This window comes from Nonomuraea sp. bgisy101 (assembly GCF_057708945.1).
The window spans coordinates 87,424-110,745 of sequence record NZ_JBYITD010000007.1; the positions used below are offsets into that span (position 1 = coordinate 87,424).

Below are 23,322 nucleotides of genomic sequence, written 5' to 3' on the forward strand. Positions count from 1 at the left end.
CACGTGAGAACATCCAGGCTCATCGCGGTCATGGCCGTGGCAGGTGCGATGGCCATGACGGGCTGCGGAGGCGGCGACAGGGGCGCCGCCGTCAGCGGGCCACAGTCACAGGGGGCCGCGGTCAGGGCCTTCGACATCCACGCCGTCGGCCGTGCTCAAGTCAAGGACGGCGGCACGCTGCGCTGGGGGATCAACCAGTATCCCACCCAGTGGAACCTCAACCACGTCGACGGCAACCTCGCCTACGTCAAGAGCGTCGTCGACGCGCTCCTTCCCTCGCCTTTCCGCAGCGACGAGAAGGCGGTCATCAGCGCCAATCCCGACTATCTCGTCGACGGCAAGGTCACCGCCCGCGACCCCAAGCAGGTCGTCACGCTGACGCTCAACCCCAAGGCCAGATGGTCGGACGGCAAGCCCGTCACCTGGCGGGACTACGAGGCGCAGTGGAAGGCGATGAACGGGAAGAACACCGACTTCCGTGTCAGCTCGACCACCGGCTACCAGGACATCGCGTCCGTCGCCAGGGGCAAGGGCGACTACGAGGTGGTCATCACCTTCAAGAACGACTTCGGGGACTGGCAGTCGCTGTTCGCCCCGCTCTATCCCAAGGCCACCAACGACACGGCGGCGACGTTCAACAACGCGTGGCTGAACAAGATCCCGGTCAGCGCGGGGCCGTTCAGGTTCAAGGCCTTCGACCAGACCGCCAAGACCATCACCCTCGTCCGCGACCCGGCGTGGTGGGGTGAGCCCGCCAAGCTCGACCAGATCATCTTCCGGGCGATGGAGAGCGACTCGCTCGTCGGCGCCTTCAGCAACGGCGAGATCGACACCTTCGACATCGGCCCCTCCGCTCCGGACTACGCCAGGGCGAAGGCCACCCAGGGGGCCGTCGTCCGGCAGGCGGCAGGTCCCGACTTCCGGCACATCACGATGAACGGCGAGAGCGCCATCCTGTCCGACGTCAACGTGCGCAGGGCGCTCGCGACGGCGATCAACAGGCAGGCGATCGCCCAGTCGGACCTGCAGGGCCTCGACTGGCCGATCACGCTGCTGGGCAACCACTTCTTCATGAACACCCAGGAGGGCTACCAGGACAACGCGGGCGCGCTGGGCAGCTATGACCCGGAGCGGGCCAAGGCGGCGCTCGACGCGGCGGGCTGGAAGCTGAGCGGGCAGACGCGCGCCAAGGGCGGAAAGGAGATGAACCTGCGGTTCGTCATGCCGTCGGGGCTGCAGCTGACCAAGTCGGAGGGCGAGCTGGTGCAGAACATGCTGATCCAGCTCGGGGTGAAGGTGACGCTGCAGGCGGTGCCGGCCGACGACTACTTCACGAAGTACATCATTCCCGGCAATTACGACCTAACGTCCTTTTCCTATGTCGGCACCCCCTATCCGGTTTCGAGCGGGTACGGCATCTACGCCAACGCGACGACCGACGCCAAGGGCGTGCGGCAGTGGAACGCGAACCTGGGACGCATCGGATCGCCCGAGATCGACCTGGCGATGCAGCGGGCAACGGCGGAGCTGGACGTCGCCAAGGCGCGCGAGGCGACCAACCAGGCCGACAAGCTGATCTGGGACGCCGTCAACGTCCTGCCCCTCTACCAGCGGCCGCAGAACGTCGCGGTGAAGGCGACGCTGGCCAACCTGGGGGCACGCGGGTTCTACGACCTCCGATACCAGGACATCGGCTTCACCGGCTGACCCTCTTGCCTGCGCCCCGCCGCCACGGGGCGCAGGCAAGCCCTGGGCCCGCAGGAGTCGCCCCGCGCTCCCGGAGTGGCCGCGAGCGCGGGCCGTACCGCGTGGCGCAGATGTCGGTGGCGCGGTGTAGAAGTGACCTGTGAATCTCACCTGGCCCCACGTTCTCGCCTGGCGGCTGCGCCGCCAGTTCGTCACCGCCGCCGACGGGCCCGGCGCGGTGGAGATCGCCCGCAGGCTCTGCGGCCTGCAGAACCAGGTCGCCTCCAGCACCAGGCAGGCCGTCGCCGTCCGCAGCGCCGCCCCCGATCCCGGCGAGCTCGACCGCGCCCTCTGGCAGGACCGCACCCTGGTGAAGACCTGGCTCATGCGCGGCACCCTCCACCTGGTCCCCTCCGAGGAGTTGGCGAGCTACTGCGCGGCGCTCGGCACGCTGCGCTTCTGGGAGAAGGGCTCGTGGCAGCGCGGCCACGGCGTCACCGCCGCCGAGACCGAGGCGATCATCGACGCCGTCCCCAAGGTGCTCGAAGGCGCCCACCTGACCCGCGAGGAGCTGGTGGAGGCCGTCGTCGAGCTCACCGGCGACGACCACCTCAGGCAGGCCCTCACCTCGGGCTGGGGCGTGCTGCTCAAGCCGCTGGCCCGGCTCGGCGAGCTCTGCTACGGCCCGCCCAGGGACGGCAAGGTGACCTTCACCTCCCCCCGCGCATGGGTGCCGTCGTGGCCCGCCGAGCCGCCGCGCCCCGAGGAGGCCGGGGTACGGCTGGCCCGCGCCTTCCTCGCCGCCCACGGTCCCGCCACGCCCGAGGCGTTCGACACCTGGCTGTTCGGCGGTGTGGCGAGGAAGGCCGTGCTCAAGGGCTGGTTCCGCGACCTGGCCCCTGAACTCACCGAGGTCGACGTGGACGGCACCCCGCTGCTCGCCCTCACCGAGCACCTCGACGACCTCGCCGCCACCGAGCCCTCCCAGGACGTCCACCTGCTGCCCGGCTTCGATCAGTACATCCTGGGCGCTCCCCGCAACCTGGAGCCGCTCATCCCCTCCGCGGTCAAGGCGAAGGTGAGCAGGGCCGCGGGCTGGATCTCGCCCGTCGTCATCTACCAGGGCCGCGTGGCCGGCGTGTGGGAGGCCAAGGACGGCGAGCCCGCTCTGGAGCTCTTCGAGGCGGTCCCCGAGCGGCCGCTCGCCGACGCCGTCGCCAGGCTGCGGGCCGCGACCGCGCCCGGCTCCGTCGGCTGAAGCAGGCCGGGCTCCGTCGGTTGACGCACGCGGGCCCCTTCGGCCGACGCGGCGGGACTTTAGCGGTTGACGCCGGCTGGGCGGGGCGCGGGTCAGCGCCTGACGAGCCTGAAGGACAGGCGGTCGCCCGGACGCGCCTGGGCGGCGACCGGCAGATCGGCGGCGAGCACGACGCCGATCACCGGGTAGCCGCCGGTCGGCGGGTGGTCGGCGAGGAAGACGATCGGCTGCCCGTTCGGCGGCACCTGCACGGCGCCCGTCACCATACCCTCGCTCGGCAGCTCGCCCTGGCGCGCCCACGCCAGCGTGGTGCCGCGCAGCCGTACGCCGACCCTGTTGCTGTCCTGGCTGACCTCGTACGGCCGCGCGCACAGCCCGGCCGACGCGTCATCGGCGAACCAGTCGTCACGCGGCCCCGCGAGTACCCGCAGCACCGGCGGCGCGGGCGGGAGCGGGGGCGCCTGGTCCGCGCAGATCGCGGGTAGCGAGCCCGTGGCGCCGACGGGCAGCGTCGTGCCCGCCCGCAGGGGAGGAGGTCCGAGCCCCGACAGCGAGTCGGTCGACCGGCTGCCGAGCACGGGCTCCACGTCGATCCCGCCGCGGACGGCCACGTACGTGCGCAGGCCCGCCGCGGGCGTGCCGACCCTCAGCTCGGCGCCGCGCGGCATCCAGAAGGGCGCCCCCATGCCCTGCGCGCCCGCCTCGGACGAGGCCGTCAGCGGGCAGGGCGCCCCGGTGACCGCGATCCACGTCCCCGCCAGGAAGCGCAGCCTGGCGCCGCCGAACGTCAGCTCCAGCCCCGCGCTTCCCTCGGGGTTGCCGACCAGGCGGTTGGCCAGCCGCAGGCTCGCGGCGTCGGCGGCTCCCGAGCGGGGCACCCCCAGGTGCGCGTAGCCGGGACGGCCCAGGTCCTGAACCGTCGCATAGGGACCGGGGACGAGCACTTCGATCATGTCGCCTCGAAGCGTACGCGGGTGCCGGGCGGCAGCAGCGACGGCGGGTCGGCCCGCACATCCCACACCCGCAGCGACGTGCGCCCCAGCAGCCGCCATCCGCCGGGTGAGGCCGTGGGATAGACCGCCGCGTACGGCCCGGCGATCGCCACCGAGCCGGCGGCCACCGAGGTGCGCGGCGTGCTCAGGCGCGGCACGCGCAGCGCCGGGTCCAGCCCTGTGAGGTAGGCGAAGCCGGGCGCGAACCCCAGCCAGCCCACCACCAGCTCCGTGCCCGTGTGCCTGGCGATCACCTCGGACACCGTCATCCCCGCCTCGTCGGCGACCGAGGCCAGATCCGCCCCGTCATAGACGACGGGAATCGTCACGACCCTCTCCGACGGCGCGGGGGAATCGCCGGCCGCCGACGCCAGGTCGGCCAGCGCCGCCAGATGCGCGCGCAGCCTCGCCTGGTCGCCGCCCCTTGCCACCACCAGGACCGTCTCGGGCCCCGGCACGACCTCCTCGACCCCCGCGGGCCGTTCGGCCCTCAGCAGCGCGTCCAGCCGATGGGAGGCCGCCAGCGACCCCGTCTCCACCAGCAGCCCGTGCTCTCCCGCGTCTCTGATCACACTCATGCGAAGGACTGGATGGCCACCCCGGCCTCCAGCAGCCCATCGCGTACGGCGCGGGCCAGCCGTACCGCGTCGGGGGTGTCACCGTGGACGCACATCGACCTGGCCCCGACGGAGACCTCCGACCCGTCGACCGCGATCACCGTGCCCTCCACGGCCATGCGCACCGCCCGCGCGGCCACCTGGCCGGGGTCGTGGATGACCGCCCCCTCCTCGCGCCGCGACACCAGCGTCCCTGACGGCGTGTAGGCCCGGTCGGCGAACGCCTCGGTGACGGTGGAGATCCCCGCCTCGGCCGCCGCCGCGTGCACGGCGGAGCCGGGCAGGGTCAGCACGGGCAGGGTGGCGTCGTAGTCGAGGACCGCGTCGACGAGCGCGGCCGCCTGCACGGGATCGCGCACCACCCGGTTGTACAGGGCGCCGTGCGGCTTGACGTAGGCGACCCTGCCACCCATCGCCCGCGCGATGCCGTCGACGGCGGCCAGCTGGTAGAGCACCTCGGCGCACAGCTCCTCGGGCTCGACGTCCATCTCCCTGCGCCCGAAGCCCGCCAGGTCCCTGTAGGACACCTGGGCCCCGATCGTCACGCCCCTGTCGACGGCGGCGGCGCAGGTGCGCCTGATCGTCACGGGGTCGCCCGCGTGGAAACCGCACGCGACGTTGGCGGAGGTGACGATGTCGAGCAGCGCGAGATCGTCGCCGAGCCGCCAGATCCCGAAGCCTTCTCCGAGGTCAGCGTTGAGGTCGATCACCATAGGTCATGACGCTACAGCCCGTCGGGGATGTCCGCGATGTCATCCAGCGCGGACGCGAGTTCCTCCGGATCGGCGCCGATGCGCTCGACGATCTCGATGAGCACATGGAGCACCTCGTGCCGGTCGTGGCCCAGGTCGAGCAGCCGCTGCGCCGCCTCCCACAGCTGCGGGGGATCGCCCTCCCAGAGCCTCGTGGCGATCTCCTCGTGCCAGGCCAGGTGCTGCTCGTCGATCTCGCCGACGTGGTCGATCTCCAGCAGGATGCGCCGGTCGGCCTCGTCGGCGGGATTGAGCGTGTCGAGGTCGACGTCGCCGTGCCTGCCCTGCAGGAAGGGGAACGCGAACACCCGTCTGGCCAGCGCCGACAGGTCGCCGTCCGGCAGCAGCCGCTCCATCAGCGCCATGTCGAGCCCGAAGGAGGCGGGATCGCGGTAGGCCTCGGGGAAGCGGGCCGTGGCCTCCCACACCCCGTCGAGGGTGGCGGTGATCCCCGGCTCCGGCAGCCCGGTACGGCGGGCGGCGAACCGTACCCACGCCGCCAGCACGTGCGGCATCGCCTCCTGTTCGGCGTGGCTCAGCATGACCTTGCGCGGCAGCCACTCCAGCAGGAACGTCTCGCACTTGGTGGGGCTGACCCGCAGCGGCCGGTCGAAGTCCTGCTCGCAGCCGTAGTCGATGATGTGGTCGGCGCACCGCGAGGCCGCCGAAGGATCGGACAGGTGCTCGGCGGCGTCGGAGGAGAGGAACTCGGCGGCCAGCATCGCCCTGCGCTCCCTGCTGTAGGGCGCCTCGCTGTGCAGCGGGGCCGGCCGCTTGCGCCCCGGCGGCAGCGCCTTCAGCCTGGACCTGGCGAAGGCGTGGTAGGCGCTGTAGCTGTCGCTCACGGGCGGCGGGTTCTTCGGCTCGCGGGTGGCCCGCATCGCCGACTCCAGCAGCGCTCTGGCCTGCTGCGGCTCGACCTCCTCGAACAGCAGCATCGGGTTGGCGTCCGCCTCCGCGCGGGCCTCCTCGACCAGCTTGTCGACATGGGAGGACACCCACGCGTCGCGCGCCATGCCCGACATGTTGTAGTCGACCACCATGACCAGAGCGTGCCTGTCCTGGGCGGCGGCCGCGTGCGCGCCCTCCGACCGCTCCTCGCTCCATCGGTAGCCGAAGGTGCAGATCACCGTGTCCTGGTCGCCGTAGGCGTCGCGCGAGACGTAGCAGCCCGTCGGCTTCACCGCGCCCACCCTGTCGGCCCAGCCGGGCCTCGCCACGCCCGACTCCATCATCGCCAGCGCGGCGCCCTCGGCCTTGGCGCCCTGGCGGGCGGTGCCCAGATAGGCCAGGCAGATCAGCAGCGTCAGCGACGCGGGCGTGCCCGCCTTCGCCGCGTAGTCGACCAGCCCCTCGCCCAGGACCTGCTCGACGTCACCACCTCGCACCCTGCGGCCCCACCAGGCGCCGACCATGTCGGAGACCATCAGCTCGGCGTCGAGAGGACTGCGCACGGCCAGCAGCTCACGGGCCGCCTGCACCATCTCGGCGAACACGTCGTCCGGCGGAGTGCTCTCCCTTGGTTCTCGTCGGTGTCGGCGCACGCCCTCCACTCTCTCGCATTCCAGGCGGAAACGGTGCGTTTACCAATGAGAAACCGCGCTTGACCGGCCTCCGTCCCGCCGGGCGAACGGGGGCCGAGGCCCCGATGCTATCGGGGAGGGCGCGGCGGCGGCGCGGAGTTGACGATGGCGAGCAGGTGCTCGCGGGCGATGCGCTCGACGATGTCAGGCGTCGCCTCGATGCCGAGATGCTCGGCGCAGGCGAGAGCGTCGGCCACACAACGGTCGACGGTCTCGATCGGGACGGTCAGGAATTCGGAGGCCAAGCGGAGGCTCACCGGTTCCCGTATGAGTCGAGTGGCCAGTGCGAGCATAGGAGTGAGATTCCTCTGAAGCCACGGGGCAAAACCCCAAGAACGGTCAAGCTGGGGAGTGCGTTCCCATTCCATCGGTTCTCGGGCAGCTGTCAAGCCTCCGAGCCGCCTGTGTTCGCTTCTCGGGAGAGCCATTCGTGCGAAGCTGGTCTCATGCGCATCCAGCTCGCCCAGCGGACGGAGGCCGACGAGCTGCTCGGCCGCAGCCCGCTCGCCCTGCTCGTCGGCATGCTGCTCGATCAGCAGATCCCGATGGAGTGGGCCTTCTCAGGTCCTCACACCATCTCGGAGAGATTGGGTCATGACCTGACGGCCGAGGAGGTGGCGGCCTATGATCCGGAGGCGTTCGCGGCGTTGCTCGCCGAGAAGCCCGCCGTTCACCGCTACCCCAAGTCCATGGCCGAGCGGGTGCAGCGACTGGCCGCCTACCTCGTCGAGCACTACGACGGCAGGCCCGAGCAGGTGTGGGCGGGCGTCACCGACGGCAGGGAGCTGTTCAGGCGGCTGCAGGACCTGCCCGGGTACGGCAGGCAGAAGGCCCAGATCTTCCTGGCCCTACTGGGCAAGCAGCTCGGCGTCCAGCCCGATGGCTGGCGCGAGGCGGCAGGACTCTACGGTGAGGAGGGGTCGTTCCGCTCCGTGGCCGACGTCGTCGACGCCGAGAGCCTGGAGAAGGTGCGGGCCACCAAACAGGAGGCCAAAAAGGCGGCCAAGGGCAAGTAGCCTGATCTTGCTGCGCACAGTGGAGCGACTTTGACAGGATGCGTTGACCGTATGGCGGCCGGGGCTTCCGTCCGTGCATGCCCATCGCCGATGATGTACAGCAGAATCCGGTCGCCCGGAGCTGCGCTACACCGATACACAGTTATGGAGATGTGCCGCGTGGGAGACCCTGGCACGCGACGGAGGTGCCGACCATGAGCGCCGAGACCTCCGTGCCCCGTCCCCGGGAGTCGGGTGTGGACATCTCAGACTCCGGCCTGTTCAAGGGTCTGATGTCGGAGGCGGAGTTCGCTTTCGCCTTCTTCGACCCCGAGGGTCGCTTCGAGCGGGCCAATGAGGTGTTCAGCGATGTCGTCGGTGTGCCTGCGGACCGGCTCGCCGGCCGTACCCCCGCCGAGACCCTCACCGCCGACCTCAGTCAGCTGATCACGCACGCCGTGCAGGGCGTGGTGGAGAGCGACGGCCCCGTCACCGAGGGCCGCGTGCGGGTGCGCACCACCGAGGGCGACACCAGGCACTGGTCGCTGTCGTTCTCGCCGGTCCACGACGACCAGGGCGAGCTGCGCGCCGTCGCGCTCGTCGGCGCGGACGTCACCGAGAGCCGCCAGACCGAGGAGGACCTGCGGCGCAGCGAGGAGCGCTACCGCTCGCTCGTCGAGGCGCAGTCGCAGCTCGTGTGGATCACCTCGCCCACCGGGGCGGTCGTCGAGGACGCGCCGCAGTGGCGCGCCATCACCGGCCAGGGCCTGGAGGAGTACCTCGCCCACGGCTGGCTCGAGGCCGTTCACCCCGACGAGCGCCAGCACACCGAGGAGGTGTGGAAGGAGGCGCTGCGCGGACGCACCATGTTCGAGTGGAACTATCGGGTCCGCACCAGGGCCAGCGGCTTCCGCCACTTCGAGGTGCGGGCCGTCCCGATCATCAGGCACGGGCGCGTGGTCGAGTGGGTCGGCGCCAACACCGACGTCACGCCGCAGCGCGAGGCCGAGGAGATGCGCGGCAGGCTGACCGACCAGCTCGGCGCGGCCGCGCTGCGCACGGCCAGGCTCCAGGGCGCCACCGCGATGCTCGCCGAGGCGCTGACGGTCGAGCAGGTGGTGCAGGTCATCATCGACGTCGGCCGTACGGCCCTGGCCGCCGACCGGTCGGCGGTCGCGCTGCTCGACCTCGACAGGGCGGTGCTCAAGCTGGTCAACGGCGGCGGCGTGCCCGAGGCGCCGGGCGCCACGGGCGAGGAGGTGCCGCTGTCGCACTCCAGCGTCCTCACCATGGCGGTCAACAGCCGCCGCCCCGTCTTCGCCGAGTCGCCAGAGAGCCTCAAGGCCCAGCTGCTGGACGCCGGAGGCGACGAGGACGTCCTGACGGCCTTCCTGGCCCACAGCGACGAGCGGGCGTGGGTGGGCCTGCCCCTGCTGGCCGCCGGGCGCGCCCTGGGCGCACTGCGCTTCTCCTTTACCAGGCCGCAGAAGATCTCGCAGGAGGACGGCGTCTTCCTGGAGGCGCTGGCAGGGCAGTGCGCGCTGGCCGTCGAGCGGGCCACGCTGTTCGAGCGCGAGCACCGCACCGCCGAGACGCTCCAGCGCAGCCTGCTGCCGGACCGGCTGCCCGTCGTCAAGGGGCTGGTGCTGGCCCAGCGCTTCCGTTCGGGAAGCCGTCACGTGCAGGTCGGCGGCGACTGGTACGACGCGTTCGTGCTGCAGGACGGCAGGGTCGCCGCGGTCGTCGGCGACGTCATGGGCAAGGGCGTCAAGGCCGCGGCGGGCATGGGCCGCATCCGCAACGCCATGCGCGCCCTCGCGCTGACCAACCCGCCTCCCGCGGCCGTGCTGACAGGGCTCGACAGGGTCTTCGACGCCACCGAGGAGGAGGAGCAGGTCACCACGCTGGCGTACATGGTCGTGGAGCCCGGCACCGGCGAGGGCACGCTCGCGCTGGCAGGGCACCCGCCACCCGTGCTCGTCTCACCGCAGGGCACGGCGATCCTGTGCGACGCCGAGCCCGGCACGCCGCTCGGCTGGCCGACCTCGCGCCGGCAGTTCAGGTTCGTGGTGCCGCCCGGGCACACGGCCGTGCTGTACTCCGACGGCTTGGTCGAGAACCGCAAACGAGGCCTGGACGCGGGACTCGCGGAACTTTGCGCGGTTGTGACCGAAGCGCCACCTGAGGTCGTGAACAATCCGCACATGCTCCTAGATTTCCTCGTAGATCGCATGTTGTCCGGTTATGAGCAGGACGATGACGTCACCGCGCTCGCAATTCACGTTCCTCCGGCCACGAAGAGTGACTGAATGAAACAGTCATAAGGGTTGCTTTCGGGTATCAGTGCACCGCTTCCGTACGCACTACTGTTCCGGTCGGCCTAGGGTGGAGGTCAACCGCCGGGAGGTGGCCGTATGGAGTGCCGGGTCGTGCCAGAATGCTGGATGGTCCGTTTGCGCTCCGCACGGCCGCACAGACCTACTAGAGAGGCATAGCCCCCCAGCGGGCATCTGGGTCCATTGTCGCCACGCGTTCGTTCGAGAGGTGTTCGTGTCGCCTGCAAGTTCGACTCGCTCGAAGCCATCAGAGCTGAACGAGCCCGTCATTCAGCGACTGCTCGAGCGTGGGCGCTCGCAGGGGTTCCTCGAGTCCGAGGATGTCCGTCAGGCCTTTGAGGAGGCGGACATCCCCATGTCGCAAGCCGCGGGGGTCCTGCGGACGCTCAGCAAAGAGGGCGTCGTCGTCCGGCTGACCGCCGCTGACTCGGCGGCTCCGAAGAAGTCTCGTGGTCCAGCAAAGCGCCGTACCGCTGCCCCCGTCAAGACGAGAACCGCAGCGGCCGCAAAGGAGCAGCAGCCGGAGACCGTGACCGCGGTCGTCGCCGCTGAGGCAGCCTCCGCAGAGGGGCCCGCCGCGAAGAAGGCCGAGCCCGCCAGGAAGGCCGCCCCGGCGGCCAAGAAGGCGGCAGCGCCTGCCAAGAAGGAAGCCAAGCCCGAGGCGTCCGCCAACGGGCCCGCACCGACCAAGCCCAAGTCGCCCGAAGGCGTCGACGAGGACGACATCGACCTCGAGGGCGACGTCGAGCTCGAGGACCTCGACGACCTGGAAGAGGTCGAGGTCGAGGTAGAGGCCGAGGCGGAGGCCGAAACCGAGACCGAGGAAGAGCCCGACGAGGAGCCCAAGCCCGAGGTCGTCGTCGCCAGCGACGACGAGGTGCTGATCCTCTCCGACGACGACGATGACGCCCCCGTGGCGCAGGTCGCCGCCGCGGGCGCCACCGCCGACCCGGTCAAGGACTACCTCAAGCAGATCGGCAAGGTCCCCCTGCTCAACGCCGAGCAGGAGGTCGAGCTGGCCAAGCGCATCGAGGCGGGCCTGTTCGCCGAGGAGCAGCTCGGCGGCGGCGAGGTCGACAAGCTGCCCGTCGACGTCAGGGCAGAGCTCGAGTGGATCGCCGAGGACGGTCGCAGGGCCAAGAACCACCTGCTGGAGGCCAACCTCCGACTGGTGGTCTCGCTGGCCAAGCGCTACACCGGTCGCGGCATGCTGTTCCTGGATCTGATCCAGGAGGGCAACCTCGGTCTGATCCGCGCGGTGGAGAAGTTCGACTACACCAAGGGCTACAAGTTCTCCACCTACGCCACGTGGTGGATCCGCCAGGCGATCACCCGCGCCATGGCCGACCAGGCGAGGACCATCCGTATCCCCGTCCACATGGTCGAAGTGATCAACAAGCTGGCCAGGGTTCAGCGGCAGATGCTGCAGGACCTCGGCCGCGAGCCCACGCCCGAGGAGCTGGCCCGCGAGCTGGACATGACGCCCGAGAAGGTCGTCGAGGTCCAGAAGTACGGCCGCGAGCCCATCTCGCTGCACACCCCCCTCGGTGAGGAGGGCGACAGCGAGTTCGGCGACCTCATCGAAGACTCCGAGGCCATCGTTCCGGCCGACGCCGTCAGCTTCACGCTGCTCCAGGAGCAGCTCCACTCCGTTCTCGACACGCTGTCGGAGCGGGAGGCGGGCGTCGTGTCGATGCGGTTCGGCCTCACCGACGGGCAGCCGAAGACACTGGACGAGATCGGCAAGGTCTACGGGGTGACGCGCGAGCGCATCCGGCAGATCGAGTCGAAGACGATGTCCAAGCTTCGTCACCCGTCGCGTTCTCAGGTTCTGCGCGACTACCTCGACTAGGTGTCGCGACGGAACAGGGGTGCGGTCCGCTCGGGCCGCACCCCTGTTTCTTTGTCCGCGCTTCCTGGCCCGTGTTTCCTGGCCCGTGCTTCGTGGTCCGCACGGGCGCTCCGCCCGGCCGTCCTCAGGCCGTCCTGCGGCCACGGCGGCGTCGTCCTCGGGGTTATCAGGTCTTGCGGTGCCTCATGGGTGTCCCGCGTGCCGGCGGCTCAGGTGACGTCCACGTCGATCCGGCCGGGAGCGAGCCGTACGGCGTAGCCCAGGTCGTCCAGCACCTTCGCCAGCTCGTCGGGCGTCGCGGGATCGGCGGCGCTCTCCAGCAGCCTCCGAGCGATCTCACCACGGGTCGCCTTCGCCATGTGGCTGACCACCTTGCCGTCCTTCAGCACCCGCACCGCCACACCGCGCGCCCCCGCCTTCCACGCGCCCGCGTACGTGGACGAACGCATGTCGACGGCCAGCCCGGGGACCCGGTCCAGCTCCCTGGTCACCAGCGGCCGCCAGAACGCCGCCAGACCGCCCAGCGGCGGCAGGCTGACCCCCATGGACAGCCGATACGGCGGCACGCGGTCGGTGACCCGCAGCACGCCCCACAGCCCCGAGAAGATCACAACGGACTCCTCCGCCCTGGCCCTGGCCAGGTCGTCCAGCGTGGCCAGGCCGAGGTTGTCGTAGAGGACGCCGGTGTAGAGCTCGGCGGCGGGCAGCGTCGCGGCCGTCTTGAGCGCCTGGTTCTTGTCCAGCTCGGCGGCCTGGCCCTGGCTGAGGCCGAGCACGTCGAGGGCGTCGCGGCGCTTGGAGGCCTTGACGAGGGCGCTCAGCACGCGGGTGCGGGGCCTGGCGAGGGTGGGGAAGGACAGGTCGCCGACAGCGGGACCGGTGCCGAGGTCGGCCTTGCCTTCGGACGGCGGGAGCAGAATGAGCACGGGTACGGGTTTACCACCTGGGCGGCTGACGTGCGACGTTGCGGGCCTCAGCCGGAGTCCTGCTGGAGTGGCGTGCCTGGACGGGCCGGTGGCGGTGACCGCGGTGGGCTGGGGCTCGCGTGCGGTACCCGAAGATCGGGACGCTAGGCTGCACCGATGGATTTCGACCGCCTTGTGGACGAGGCCTGGCCGGCGCTCGAACGCGTCGAGCTCGACGGGTGGACGCTTCGCCACGCCGAAGGGGTGACCAAACGGGCCAACTCCGTGCTGGTCACGGGTACACCGGCCGATCTCGGCGGCGCCATCGAGTCCGCCGAGGCGTTCTACGCCGACAGGGGTCTGCCGGCGGTCTTCTCGCTGGGGTCCCGCGCGGCGGCTCTCGACCCCGTGCTGGAGGAACGCGGCTACCGCCTGGTCGACCCCGTGCTGGTCATGGTGGCGTCCTCGAGCCCCGGCCCTGCCGCCCACGAGGTGCGCATCGAGGACGCCCCCTGGCAGGGCTGGCTGGAGTCGTGGTGGGCGGTCGACGGCCGCTACGGCGAGGGCATGGAGGCGGCGGAGAAGATCTGCACAGGAGTGCCCGCCTGGTACGCGGCGGTGGAGGAGGACGGCGTGGCGCTCGCCGTCGGCAGAGGCGTTCCCCAGGGTGACACGCTGGGCGTCTACTGCATGGCGACGCTCCCGCAGGCGCGCCGCCGCGGCCTGGCCCGCAGCGTCCTGCGAGCGCTGGTACGGCACGCGGGCCTGGCCTCGTCCTATCTGGTGACGAAGGCCGACAACGCGGCCGGCGTGGAGTTCTACCGCGGCGAGGGCTTCGCCGACGCCGGCGGCTACCACTACCGGGTCGCATGACAGCGCAGGCGACGGACCGGGAACACCGGGCCGCCGCCTGCGTTTGATGCCATATGGGGTTATGTCTTAAGACGAGCGCTTGATCAGCGTTCGTCGGGTCGTGCGTTTGTAGGGGTTTCGCTGAGCCGAGCCGACTCGTCCAGGATTTCGGCGCCCTTCTCGCGCAACACGGCCACGTGCTGACGCCCATGGTGGGCGCAGAACAGCAGCTCCCCGCCCACGGGCAGGGTCGCGCGAATGTAGGCCTGGGCGCCGCAACGGTCGCAACGGTCGAGGGCCGTCAGCGGCTTAACGGGGGCGAGAGCTCCAGTCACGTATCGCCTTTCGGGTCACCCCCGCCGAAGCGAGGATCTGGCGTCAGTCACTTGAGACAACATCTAACCGGACCTGGACGTTCCCAATCACCGCCGCGCTACGCCGAGAGCGGAATATGGCGGAAGGTAACGTCGGACGCGCCGTTGGTAACGCCAAACGTGACCTGATGGCAAGCTTGTACGCGCACGGACGGGAAGAACGGTAAGCTACGCACACGTGTTCGATGCTTGACCAGAGGAGCTGGAGTGACGGTAGTGGAGGCGGGTTACACAGCTCGTCACCTGTCGGTGCTTGAGGGCCTCGAGGCGGTCCGCAAGCGCCCTGGGATGTACATCGGGTCCACCGACAGCCGCGGGCTCATGCATTGCCTCTGGGAGATCGTGGACAACGGCGTCGACGAGGCGCTGGCGGGCCACTGCACGCGCATCGAGGTCGAGCTGCACGCCGACGGCTCGATCGAGGTGCGCGACGACGGCCGCGGCATCCCGGTCGACATCGAACCCAAGTCCGGCCTCGCGGGCGTCGAGCTCGTCTACACCAAGCTCCACGCGGGCGGAAAGTTCGGCGGCGGCTCCTACGCCGCCTCCGGCGGCCTTCACGGCGTCGGCGCCTCCGTGGTCAACGCGCTGTCCTCCCGCCTCGACGTCGAGGTCGACCGCGACGGCCAGGTCCACCTGATCAGCTTCAGGCGCGGCGTGCCCGGCGTGTTCGACGGCGAGGGCCCCACGGCCAAGTTCAAGAAGAAGTCGGGCCTGCGCGACGGCGGCAAGCTGCGCAAGAACGTCACGGGCACCCGCGTCAGGTTCTGGGCCGACAAGCAGATCTTCCTGCCCGACGCCGAGGTCTCCATCGACGAGATCCACGTCCGGCTGCGCCAGACGGCCTTCCTCGTACCGGGGCTCACGCTCGCCCTCATCCACGAGGGCAGGACCGAGGAGTTCCGCTTCGACGGCGGCATCTCCGAGTTCACCGAGTTCCTCGCCCGCGACGAGGCGGTCTGCGAGGTCCTGCGCATGCAGGGCGTCGGCCATTTCCACGAGACCGTGCCCGTCCTCGACGACCAGGGCCACATGACGCCCACGGAGGTGCAGCGCGAGCTCACCGTCGACGTGGCGATCCGCTGGGGCAAGGGCTACGACTCGACCGTCCGCTCCTTCGTCAACGTCATCGCCACGCCCAAGGGCGGCACCCACGTCACGGGGTTCGAGCGAGGTCTGGTCCGCACGCTCAACGAGCTGCTGCGCGAGACCAGGCTGCTGAAGAACGGCGACGACCCCGTCACCAAGGAGGACATCCTCGAGGGCCTGACCGGTGTGGTGACCGTCCGCGTGCCGGAGCCGCAGTTCGAGGGCCAGACCAAGGAGGTCCTCGGCACCTCGGCGGCCACCCGCATCGTCTCCCACGTCGTCTCGCGCGAGCTCAGGGAGCTGTTCGCCAACCCGCCGCGCGGCTTCAAGCAGCAGCTGCGCGCCGTACTCGAGAAGATCGTCGCGGCCGCCAAGGCGCGCATCGCGGCCCGCGAGCACCGCGACAACCAGCGGCGCAAGAGCGTGCTGGAGAACTCCGCGCTGCCCGCCAAGCTCGTCGACTGCCGCAGCGACGACGTCGACCGCAGCGAGCTGTTCATCGTCGAGGGAGACTCCGCGCTCGGCACCGCCAAGCTGGCGCGCGACTCGGAGTTCCAGGCGCTGCTGCCGATCCGCGGCAAGATTCTCAACGTTCAGAAGGCCTCCGTGGCCGACATGCTGAAGAACGCCGAGTGCGCCGCGATCATCCAGGTGGTGGGCGCGGGCTCGGGGCGCAGCTTCGACCTCGACGCGGCCCGCTACGGCAAGATCATCCTGATGGCCGACGCCGACGTCGACGGCGCGCACATCCGCTGCCTGCTGCTGACCCTCTTCCACCGCTACATGCGGCCGATGGTCGAGGCGGGGCGCGTCTTCGCCGCCGTGCCGCCGCTGCACCGCATCGAGCTGACCAACCCGGGGCGGGGGCAGGAGAAGTACATCTACTGCTACTCCGACGCCGAGCTGCACAAGGTGCTGCGGGATCTCGAACGGCGCGGCAAGCGCTGGAAGGACCCGGTGCAGCGCTACAAGGGTCTGGGCGAGATGGACGCCGACCAGCTGGCCGAGACCACCATGGACCCCCGCCACCGCATCCTGCGCCGCGTGCGCATCGAGGACGCCGAGGCGGGCGAGCGCATCTTCGACCTGCTGATGGGCAGCGACGTGGCACCGCGCAGGGAGTTCATCGTGAGCAGCGCGGCCGAGGTCGACCGGGATCACATCGACGCGTAAAGGCCCGGCCCTCGCCGCCCGCGGCTCGGGCCGGCCTCTCGGGGAACCTGACTCCCCCCGAGCAGGTGACCTCCCCACCGCTGGAGTGGCCTGCAGGCCATCTGGCGATGGCCTGCCCGCGTACTCCTTGACGGCCGCCTGCTCGCCTCCTTGATGGCGGCCTCCCCGCCGTTTTGGCGGTGGCCTGCCCGTCTCCTTGCCGGTGGCCTGTCAGACCTCTCGACGGTGGCCTTGCCGGACCTTTCGGCGGTGGCCAGCCGGTCGCCTCTTCTGCGGTCCGCCGGTCCCCCACCCCGGTCGTGTGGGCGGCTGCGGGGCTTACCTCGGCGGCTCGCTGCGCTCCGGCAGGGGATCCACGAGAGGCGGGAACACTCGCTCGGCGCGGCCGACCATGCTGGGGGTTGCGGTGAGCCGTCATGTGTCGCGACCGGCGACATCGAGCGGATGAGCCGTTACGCCGTCTCGCGCACGATTCCGTTGAAGGCCTGACTCACTCGAACCTCCAGCGTGTCGCGGTCAGGCCGTCCACGCCATAGCCGAAGGCGCGCGTGGGCGTGATCCGGTAGAAGCCGTACTCGGGCGAGCCGGGAAGCGCGTCCTCATGGACGGAGCCGTCGCGCACCGCGAGGTCCCACTCGTACTTCGCCTTGAAGGCGGCGGCCACCCGCAGGAGCTCGGCTTCGTCCCACGCTCGTACGGCCTTGCCTTCGACCACGAGGTCGAGGGCCTCGCTTCCCACAGTGACGACGCAATTGGCGTTTCCTGCGAGGTTCCTGCCCTTGCGGGACGTCGGTCGGGTCGTGATCCAGGGGGCGTCGTCGACCCACACCAGCAACACGGGCATGGCGTGCGCGCGACCGTCGGGCCGGACCGTCGACAACCACGCCTTCGGCGCGGCCTCGAGGCAGGTGCGCGCGTCGTCCCACGACTTCACCGTCGCCTCGTTCGTGCTGATCGGCGTCGCGTCGGCTTCGCCGAAGAGGAGTTCGGCAGTGGGTGTCGCTCTGGTCATTTTGAGGTCTCCTTCGCGGGTCTCGGCTCTGCGCCAGGCGCCGATCACCGTCGGGTGATCGGCGCTACGTAGCCGCTCTTCCTCTGCTGAGGCTGGGAGGGCGCCTAGCGCATTCCCTCAAGGAACTGACAGGGGAGACGCTAACAGAGACCATTCCTTAAGGGAACCCTCTCGCCTAGACTGGCGTCATGCAACGAACCCCGTTCGGCGACATGGCCTGTTCGATCGCCCGCACACTGGACGTCATCGGCGAGCCGTGGTCGCCGCTGATCCTGCGGAACGTCTTCGTCGGCATCACCCGTTTCGAGCGGCTCCAGCAGAATCTGGGCATCTCGCGCAAGGTGCTCGCGGAGCGGCTCAAGTGGCTGGTCGAGAACGGCGTGCTGGAACGGCAGGAGTACTCGAGCCGGCCGCCGCGCCACGAGTACACGCTCACCACCAAGGGCATGGAACTGTGCGACCTGCTCTTGGTGATGGTGCGCTGGGGCGACCGCTGGACGGCGGGCGAGGCCGGGCCGCCCGTGCTCTACCGGCACCACGCCTGCGGCGAGATCAGCCACGTCGAACTGCACTGCGCGGTATGCGACCGGCCCATGCGCGCGTCCGACATCGACGTCCTGCCCGGACCGGGGGCGGAGGTCCCGACCGCCTCAGCCTGAAGCCCCTGAGACCGGCCACGCATCACTCCATGTGTCCTGGAGGGACGGGATGGGTACGGCGGGGCCGAAGGCGGGCCCCCGCCGTACGCGTGCGTCAGGGAATCTCCACCGGCATCAGCTTGCCGGTGTGGACGTCGTAGATCGCGCCCGCGATCGGCATGCCGGGCGGCAGGAAGGGGCTGGTCCGGATCCGGGTCAGGTCGTGCCGGAGCGCCGCGTCCTGGTCGGGCACGGTGTGGAACTCCAGGCTCCTGGTGTCCACCCCGCGTTCCTGTGTCAGCGCGTGCACGTCGGGGTCGGTGACCTTGGCCATGCCGCAGTCGGTGTGCGGCATGACGAGCACCCGCTCGACGCCAAGCAGGTACACGGCCAGCACGAGCGTGCGCAGGACGTCGTCGGTGACCCTGGCGCCCGCGTTGCGCAGGATCTTGGCGTCGCCCGCGCGCAGGCCGAGCAGGCCCAGTGGGTCGATGCGGGAGTCCATGCACGTCACCACAGCCAGGCCACGCGCCGCCTTGCCGGTGAGACCGGAGTAGGCGAACGTCCGCGCGTAGGTCTCGTTGGCCGCGAGCAGGTCGTCGAACGCAGTCATGCCTCGATAATTCCGCATGACCGTTTCGTAATGGTTTCCGGGGTGCGAGTTGGCGAGCAAGTTGGCGAACGCCACACGATCATTACTCACTTTGCGTGATGATGTTGTAGCCCAACGTGTGTGATCTAAGAGGATGACGTGAGTAGGACCGAATCACTCGGCGCGTACCTGCGCGCTCAGGGACGTCGCCGGTTGGACCGGGTCGAGGTCTCCGACAACGGGCGCAACGCCCGGTGCGCGCTTGCGTTGCTCGACGCCGCGGCCTACGCCGAGGGTCTTCCTGAGGACGATCCGCTCGTCGAGATGCTGGAGCAGGCGGGATGTTTCGGGCCGCTGGGGTTCGACGAGTTCTCGCCTGGCGAGGAGGCCGCTCGCTTCATCCGCGAGTGGACGGGCAGCGAGCCGTACGAGCTCCTGCTCGCCCTTCCCGCTGTCTCCGCGTCCGCCTGACACCGGGGCTGAGGGTCGCGATTCACCCGCGCACGGGTCGGTACGGGCACCCCTCCATCACGCCCATGCCGTCCGCCCTCAGCTCCGGGCCCTTCACCCCAGTTCCGGCGCGTCCCTGCCCGCAGGCTCCACGAACGTCATCGCAGCTTCGGCGACCTGGCGCCCGCGGGTCCCGCGAACGCACCGCCGCATCGGCCCGTTCCTGCTCTCAGGCTTCGGGAACGTCGTCGCGGCGTCGGCCCGTTCCTGCTCTCGGGTTTCGGGAACGTCGTCGCGGCGTCGGCCTGTCCCTGTCTGCAGGCTCCAGGAACGTCGTCGCAGGTTCGACACGTCCTGATGCCCGCTGGTCCCGCTAACGCGCGTATGAGGCCCCGCCTGGGGGGAAGGGAAGCCTCATGGCAGGAATCGCGCGGATGCGCTCGACGGTCATCGACTGCGCCGACCCCCAGAGCCTGGCCAGGTTCTACGCCGAGTTGATCGGCTGGGACGTCACCTCCGACGAGGGGGACTGGGTCGTCGTCAGCGACGGCGGGCGTTTCCCGCGTCTCGCCTTCCAGCAGGTCGACGATCACCGGCCGCCGGTCTGGCCGAGCGCCGAGATGCCGCAGCAGTTCCATCTCGACGTCACCGTGGACGACATGGACAAGGCCGAGGCGCGGGTTCTCGCGCTGGGGGCGACCAAGCACGAGTACCAGCCGAGCGAGGATGACGACTTCCGCGTCTTCCTCGACCCGGCGGGGCACACGTTCTGCCTGTGCATCGGCGAAGACGGCTGACCCGCGCCGGTTTGTGTCCGGGTGCCGAGGGCGGCTGCCTCGCACCGGTTCGTGCCTGGGCGCCGAGGGCGGCTGGCCCGCGCCGCATCGTGCCTGTGCCGAGGGCGGCTGGCCCGGTTCGTGCCTGGGCGGGCGCCGAGGGCGACTGACCGAGGGTGGCTGACCGAGGGCGGGTGACCCGCGTCGGTTCGGGCCCCGGAGCGAGGGCGGGTGCCTCCACCAGCCGGCCCTGCGCGGGATTCGGCCTGGCCGCCCAGGAGCCGAGAGTGGTTGCTCCGGAGTTCGAGGCAGCTACCGGCAGGGGGCCGCACCCGGCTCAGGGGTCGGGTCTGAGCCGGGTGCGGGCGCGGTCGGTCAGCGGGCCGCCTGGGCCAGCAGGTCGACCGCCTTCCTGAGATTGCCTGACGCCAGCTCGTGGTCGGCCAGCGCCTGCAGATCGGTACGGCGTCCCGCGGCCTGGGCGATGTCCCTGGCCACCGACACCACCGCGTCGTCCTGCGCGAACGTGTCGCTGTTCGACCGTTCGAGCAGGGCCGCCGCCACGCCGAGCGCCGTCAGCACGACGCGGGTGTCCCGTGCCGTCCCGTCGGCGTTCCAGTTGCGCGAGGCCAGCGCCACGCTCAGCGCCGCCGCGGCTCCCCTGGAGGCCGCGTCACCCTTGGCCAGCGTGTCCCGCGTCGCCTTCAACCTGGAACGGCCCTGGTCGGTGCGCAGTCCCCAGCCGTAGGGGTAGAGCGGGTCGTAGGCGGCGTCGCCGACGTTGATCGGCAGCTGCTCCGGGGTGCGGAACCAGGTGAAGGGCAGCCTCCCGGTGTACGGCACGGCCCCGAACAGCGGGTCGCTCACGCCCGCCCCCTCGGAGCCGGGCAGCCATGACGCGACGACCGCCTCGACGCCGGACAGGTCGCCCAGTGACAGTGGCCGTCCCGACACCACGAGCACGACGCACTTGAGCGCCCCGCACACCTTGTCGACGGCCGCGCGGTCGGCCGGTGACAGCTCGAGCGTGCGGCCCTGGCGGCCGACGTCGCCGAACCCTTCGGCGTACGGGCGCTCGCCCACGACGACCACGCCCACGTCGTGCCCGGCCGTCGGCGCGGAGGCGTCGGCGGAGTGGGTGACGGAGGCCGCGCGGGAGCGGATGCCCTGCAGGATCGTGGTGCCCTCGGTGATGGGCCCCGGCGAGCCCTGCCAGCTGATCGTCCAGCCGCCCATCTGGTTGCCGAGGTCGTCGGCGTTGGAGCCCGCGACGTAGACCTTCGCCGAGGGCCGCAGCGGGAGCAGCCCGCCGTCGTTCTTGAGCAGCACCTGCGACTTGGCGGCGGCGGTGCGGGCCACGGCGCGGTGCGCGGCCGAGCCGACGTCGGGCAGGTCGCTCCGGTCGGCGAAGGGGTGCTCGAACAGGCCGAGCGCGAACTTCTGGGTGAGGATGCGGGAGACCGCGTCGTCGATCCGTGCCTGCGTGACCCGCCCGGCGCCGACCTCGGCGGTCAGCGCCCCGATGAAGCCCGTGTAGGCGTAGGGCACCATGATCATGTCGAGTCCCGCGTTGATCGAGGTGCGCACGTCGCCGGCGTAGTCGCCGGGGATCTGGTCGATGGCCTGCCAGTCGCTGATCACGAAGCCCTTGAAGCCGAGCCGCTCCTTGAGCACTCCGGTGATCAGTTCCTGGTGGGCGTGCATCTTGGTGTCGCCGACGCTGGAGAAGGACGGCATGACGGTGCCGACGCCGCGCTTGACGGCCTCGACGAACGGCGCGAGGTGGACGGCCTCGAGCTCGGCCCTGTCACCGGTGTAGACGCCCTGGTCGATGGTGTAGTCGCCGGTGGTGGACGAGCCGTAGGCGGTGCCGCCGTCGGCCACGTAGTGCTTGGCCGTGGCCAGCACGCCGTTCTTCTGCAGCCCCGTCACGATGGTGGCCATACGCGAGACCAGCGCAGGGTCCTCGCCGAAGGACTCGTAGGCCCTGCCCCAGCGGTCGTCGCGGGAGACGCACAGGCACGGGGCGAAGTCCCACGGGATGCCGGTCGCCTTGACCTCCGTGGCCGTGGTCCTGCCCGCCTGCTCGACGAGGGCGGGGTCGCGGGTGGCGCCCAGCCCCACGTTGTGCGGGAAGATCGTCGCGCCGACCACGTTGTTGTGGCCGTGGACGGCGTCGACACCGTAGATCAGCGGGATCTGCAGCCTGGTCTGCCGGGCGCGCAGCTGGTAGCCGTCGACCATGTCCGCCCAGCCCTTGGGCGTGTTGGTGGCGGGCGCGGAGCCGCCGCCCGACAGCAGGGAGCCCAGCAGGTAGGTGGCGATGTCGTCCTGCTTGGCCAGCGCGCCGCGCTCGGCCTGCGTCATCTGGCCGACCTTCTCGGCCAGGGTCATCCGCCCCAGGAGGTCGGCGACTCGCTGTTTCACGGGCCTGCGGGCGTCGAGGTACGGCAGGCCGTGCGCGTCGATCACCACGACCGCGTCGTCGGCGGGCGGGGTGACGCCCTCTCCCGACAGCACGACCGGGATGGTCTCGGCGACCTCGGCCTCGGAGTCGCCCCTGGTGGCGACGGTGAAGGTCTTCACCGTCCCGGCGGGCGAGCCCGCGGGAAACACCAGCGTCCCCTCGGTGGGCGTGTAGTCGGCGCCCGCGGTCGCGGTGCCCGATCCGGTCGCGTAGTGGACGGTCAGATCGGTGGGTGGCACGGCGGAGATGGCCACGCCGACCTGCGCCGAGCCCTTCTCCTTGACCGGGTAGACGGGCGCGGTCGTGGTCAGGCGCACGGGGCGGGGCGGCGCGGTGCCGTACACCTGGACGTCGTCCCAGAGCAGGGTGCCCGACGCCCCGGACGGCAGGCGCATCGAGTAGCCCCACATCGTCTCCAGGTCGAGCTGCCCGTCGGTCGGGGCGCCGCCCGGCTGGTAGTCGCCGCGCCTGACGAAGTCGGCGAACTTCACCTCGATCCGCCGCCAGCCCGCCTCGGTGTCGGTGAACGACGACTCGAACAGCTCCGAGCTGCCGGGCCCGCCGCCCCCGTCCTTGACCTCGAAGAAGATCTTCTGGCCTGACCCTGTTCCCTTCACCGAGAACGCGAAGCCCTCGTAGGGCGTCCAGTCCTGGGCGGCAGGGAGGTCGTGTGACCAGCCGCCCCACTGGCTGACGTTGTAGACGGTCTTCAGCACGCGGCTGGTGTCGGTCTCGATGGTGAGGGTGGGGGTGGACGCGCCGTCGTTGCCCCACGCGACGACGCCGGGCGGCAGCGTGTCGCTCTCGAAGTCCGTGATGGTCAACGGGGCGGCCGCGTGCGCGGCGGGGGCGAGACAGGTGGATAAGAGCAGCGCGATCGCGCTGAGGGCGCCGATACGTCGGGGGGTCACTGCGCCTCCTGG

Annotated in this window: 20 protein-coding genes; 10 read left to right on the forward strand and 10 right to left on the reverse strand. The window is 70.6% G+C overall.

Going from position 1 to position 23,322, the window contains the following annotated elements:
* Positions 1 to 3 precede the first annotated feature (3 nt).
* Entirely contained in the window at positions 4 to 1,707 is a 1,704-nt protein-coding gene (locus AC3EO4_RS15050; RefSeq protein WP_431896094.1) for an ABC transporter family substrate-binding protein, read from the forward strand.
* 139 nt (positions 1,708 to 1,846) lie between these two features.
* On the forward strand, positions 1,847 to 2,944 hold the full coding sequence (locus AC3EO4_RS15055; protein WP_431896095.1) for a winged helix DNA-binding domain-containing protein: 1,098 nt from the start codon (positions 1,847 to 1,849) through the stop codon (positions 2,942 to 2,944).
* Positions 2,945 to 3,036: 92 nt separating this feature from the next.
* Here AC3EO4_RS15055 and AC3EO4_RS15060 read toward each other — a convergent pair whose 3' ends face one another.
* The 5 genes from AC3EO4_RS15060 to AC3EO4_RS15080 form a co-directional block, all read right to left on the reverse strand.
* Positions 3,037 to 3,897: a 5-oxoprolinase subunit C family protein gene (locus tag AC3EO4_RS15060; protein ID WP_431896097.1), complete on the reverse strand. Its 861-nt coding sequence runs from the start codon at positions 3,895 to 3,897 to the stop codon at positions 3,037 to 3,039.
* Positions 3,894 to 4,514, reverse strand: a complete 621-nt coding sequence (locus tag AC3EO4_RS15065; RefSeq protein WP_379573639.1) for a 5-oxoprolinase subunit B family protein — start codon at positions 4,512 to 4,514, stop codon at positions 3,894 to 3,896. Before AC3EO4_RS15065 ends, AC3EO4_RS15060 begins: the two co-directional genes overlap by 4 nt.
* The gene (locus tag AC3EO4_RS15070) at positions 4,511 to 5,266 is read right to left on the reverse strand and encodes a LamB/YcsF family protein (RefSeq protein WP_379573640.1); all 756 of its coding nucleotides are present in this window, start codon (positions 5,264 to 5,266) and stop codon (positions 4,511 to 4,513) included. The genes AC3EO4_RS15065 and AC3EO4_RS15070 overlap by 4 nt, the downstream gene beginning before the upstream one ends.
* A gap of 11 nt (positions 5,267 to 5,277) precedes the next feature.
* Positions 5,278 to 6,789: a hypothetical protein gene (locus AC3EO4_RS15075; protein WP_379574556.1), complete on the reverse strand. Its 1,512-nt coding sequence runs from the start codon at positions 6,787 to 6,789 to the stop codon at positions 5,278 to 5,280.
* Positions 6,790 to 6,956: 167 nt separating this feature from the next.
* Complete coding sequence (locus tag AC3EO4_RS15080; protein ID WP_379573641.1) at positions 6,957 to 7,145, reverse strand: hypothetical protein; 189 nt, start codon at positions 7,143 to 7,145, stop codon at positions 6,957 to 6,959.
* A 189-nt stretch (positions 7,146 to 7,334) separates the two neighbouring features.
* Between AC3EO4_RS15080 and AC3EO4_RS15085 the strand changes: the two genes are divergently transcribed.
* The 3 genes from AC3EO4_RS15085 to AC3EO4_RS15095 all read left to right on the forward strand — a co-directional run bounded on the left by AC3EO4_RS15085 (position 7,335) and on the right by AC3EO4_RS15095 (position 12,071).
* On the forward strand, positions 7,335 to 7,904 hold the full coding sequence (locus AC3EO4_RS15085; protein WP_379573642.1) for an HhH-GPD-type base excision DNA repair protein: 570 nt from the start codon (positions 7,335 to 7,337) through the stop codon (positions 7,902 to 7,904).
* Positions 7,905 to 8,098: 194 nt separating this feature from the next.
* Positions 8,099 to 10,192 (forward strand): SpoIIE family protein phosphatase, encoded by a 2,094-nt coding sequence (locus tag AC3EO4_RS15090; RefSeq protein WP_379573643.1) that lies wholly within the window; start codon positions 8,099 to 8,101, stop codon positions 10,190 to 10,192.
* Between the two features lie 241 nt (positions 10,193 to 10,433).
* Positions 10,434 to 12,071 (forward strand): RNA polymerase sigma factor, encoded by a 1,638-nt coding sequence (locus AC3EO4_RS15095; protein ID WP_431896101.1) that lies wholly within the window; start codon positions 10,434 to 10,436, stop codon positions 12,069 to 12,071.
* A 209-nt stretch (positions 12,072 to 12,280) separates the two neighbouring features.
* On the opposite strand, the gene AC3EO4_RS15100 is transcribed toward AC3EO4_RS15095, so the two are convergent.
* The gene (locus AC3EO4_RS15100) at positions 12,281 to 12,997 is read right to left on the reverse strand and encodes a YaaA family protein (protein WP_379573645.1); all 717 of its coding nucleotides are present in this window, start codon (positions 12,995 to 12,997) and stop codon (positions 12,281 to 12,283) included.
* A 156-nt stretch (positions 12,998 to 13,153) separates the two neighbouring features.
* On the opposite strand from AC3EO4_RS15100, the gene AC3EO4_RS15105 reads away from it, so the two are divergent.
* Positions 13,154 to 13,849, forward strand: a complete 696-nt coding sequence (locus AC3EO4_RS15105; RefSeq protein ID WP_431896103.1) for a GNAT family N-acetyltransferase — start codon at positions 13,154 to 13,156, stop codon at positions 13,847 to 13,849.
* A gap of 83 nt (positions 13,850 to 13,932) precedes the next feature.
* Here AC3EO4_RS15105 and AC3EO4_RS15110 read toward each other — a convergent pair whose 3' ends face one another.
* Positions 13,933 to 14,163: a DUF7455 domain-containing protein gene (locus tag AC3EO4_RS15110; protein ID WP_379573647.1), complete on the reverse strand. Its 231-nt coding sequence runs from the start codon at positions 14,161 to 14,163 to the stop codon at positions 13,933 to 13,935.
* Positions 14,164 to 14,391: 228 nt separating this feature from the next.
* Here AC3EO4_RS15110 and AC3EO4_RS15115 point away from each other — a divergent pair, with 228 nt between their 5' ends.
* Entirely contained in the window at positions 14,392 to 16,464 is a 2,073-nt protein-coding gene (locus AC3EO4_RS15115) for a DNA gyrase/topoisomerase IV subunit B (RefSeq protein WP_379573648.1), read from the forward strand.
* Between the two features lie 490 nt (positions 16,465 to 16,954).
* Here AC3EO4_RS15115 and AC3EO4_RS15120 read toward each other — a convergent pair whose 3' ends face one another.
* Positions 16,955 to 17,476, reverse strand: a complete 522-nt coding sequence (locus AC3EO4_RS15120; RefSeq protein WP_431896106.1) for a pyridoxamine 5'-phosphate oxidase family protein — start codon at positions 17,474 to 17,476, stop codon at positions 16,955 to 16,957.
* A 188-nt stretch (positions 17,477 to 17,664) separates the two neighbouring features.
* Between AC3EO4_RS15120 and AC3EO4_RS15125 the strand changes: the two genes are divergently transcribed.
* The gene (locus tag AC3EO4_RS15125) at positions 17,665 to 18,135 is read left to right on the forward strand and encodes a winged helix-turn-helix transcriptional regulator (protein ID WP_379573650.1); all 471 of its coding nucleotides are present in this window, start codon (positions 17,665 to 17,667) and stop codon (positions 18,133 to 18,135) included.
* 94 nt (positions 18,136 to 18,229) lie between these two features.
* On the opposite strand, the gene AC3EO4_RS15130 is transcribed toward AC3EO4_RS15125, so the two are convergent.
* Complete coding sequence (locus tag AC3EO4_RS15130; RefSeq protein ID WP_379573651.1) at positions 18,230 to 18,727, reverse strand: beta-class carbonic anhydrase; 498 nt, start codon at positions 18,725 to 18,727, stop codon at positions 18,230 to 18,232.
* Between the two features lie 138 nt (positions 18,728 to 18,865).
* Here AC3EO4_RS15130 and AC3EO4_RS15135 point away from each other — a divergent pair, with 138 nt between their 5' ends.
* Positions 18,866 to 19,177 (forward strand): hypothetical protein, encoded by a 312-nt coding sequence (locus tag AC3EO4_RS15135; protein ID WP_379573652.1) that lies wholly within the window; start codon positions 18,866 to 18,868, stop codon positions 19,175 to 19,177.
* A 395-nt stretch (positions 19,178 to 19,572) separates the two neighbouring features.
* Entirely contained in the window at positions 19,573 to 19,953 is a 381-nt protein-coding gene (locus AC3EO4_RS15140; protein ID WP_379573653.1) for a VOC family protein, read from the forward strand.
* Positions 19,954 to 20,307: 354 nt separating this feature from the next.
* Here AC3EO4_RS15140 and AC3EO4_RS15145 read toward each other — a convergent pair whose 3' ends face one another.
* Positions 20,308 to 23,310: a glycoside hydrolase family 3 N-terminal domain-containing protein gene (locus AC3EO4_RS15145; protein WP_431896110.1), complete on the reverse strand. Its 3,003-nt coding sequence runs from the start codon at positions 23,308 to 23,310 to the stop codon at positions 20,308 to 20,310.
* Between the last annotated feature and the right edge of the window lie 12 nt (positions 23,311 to 23,322).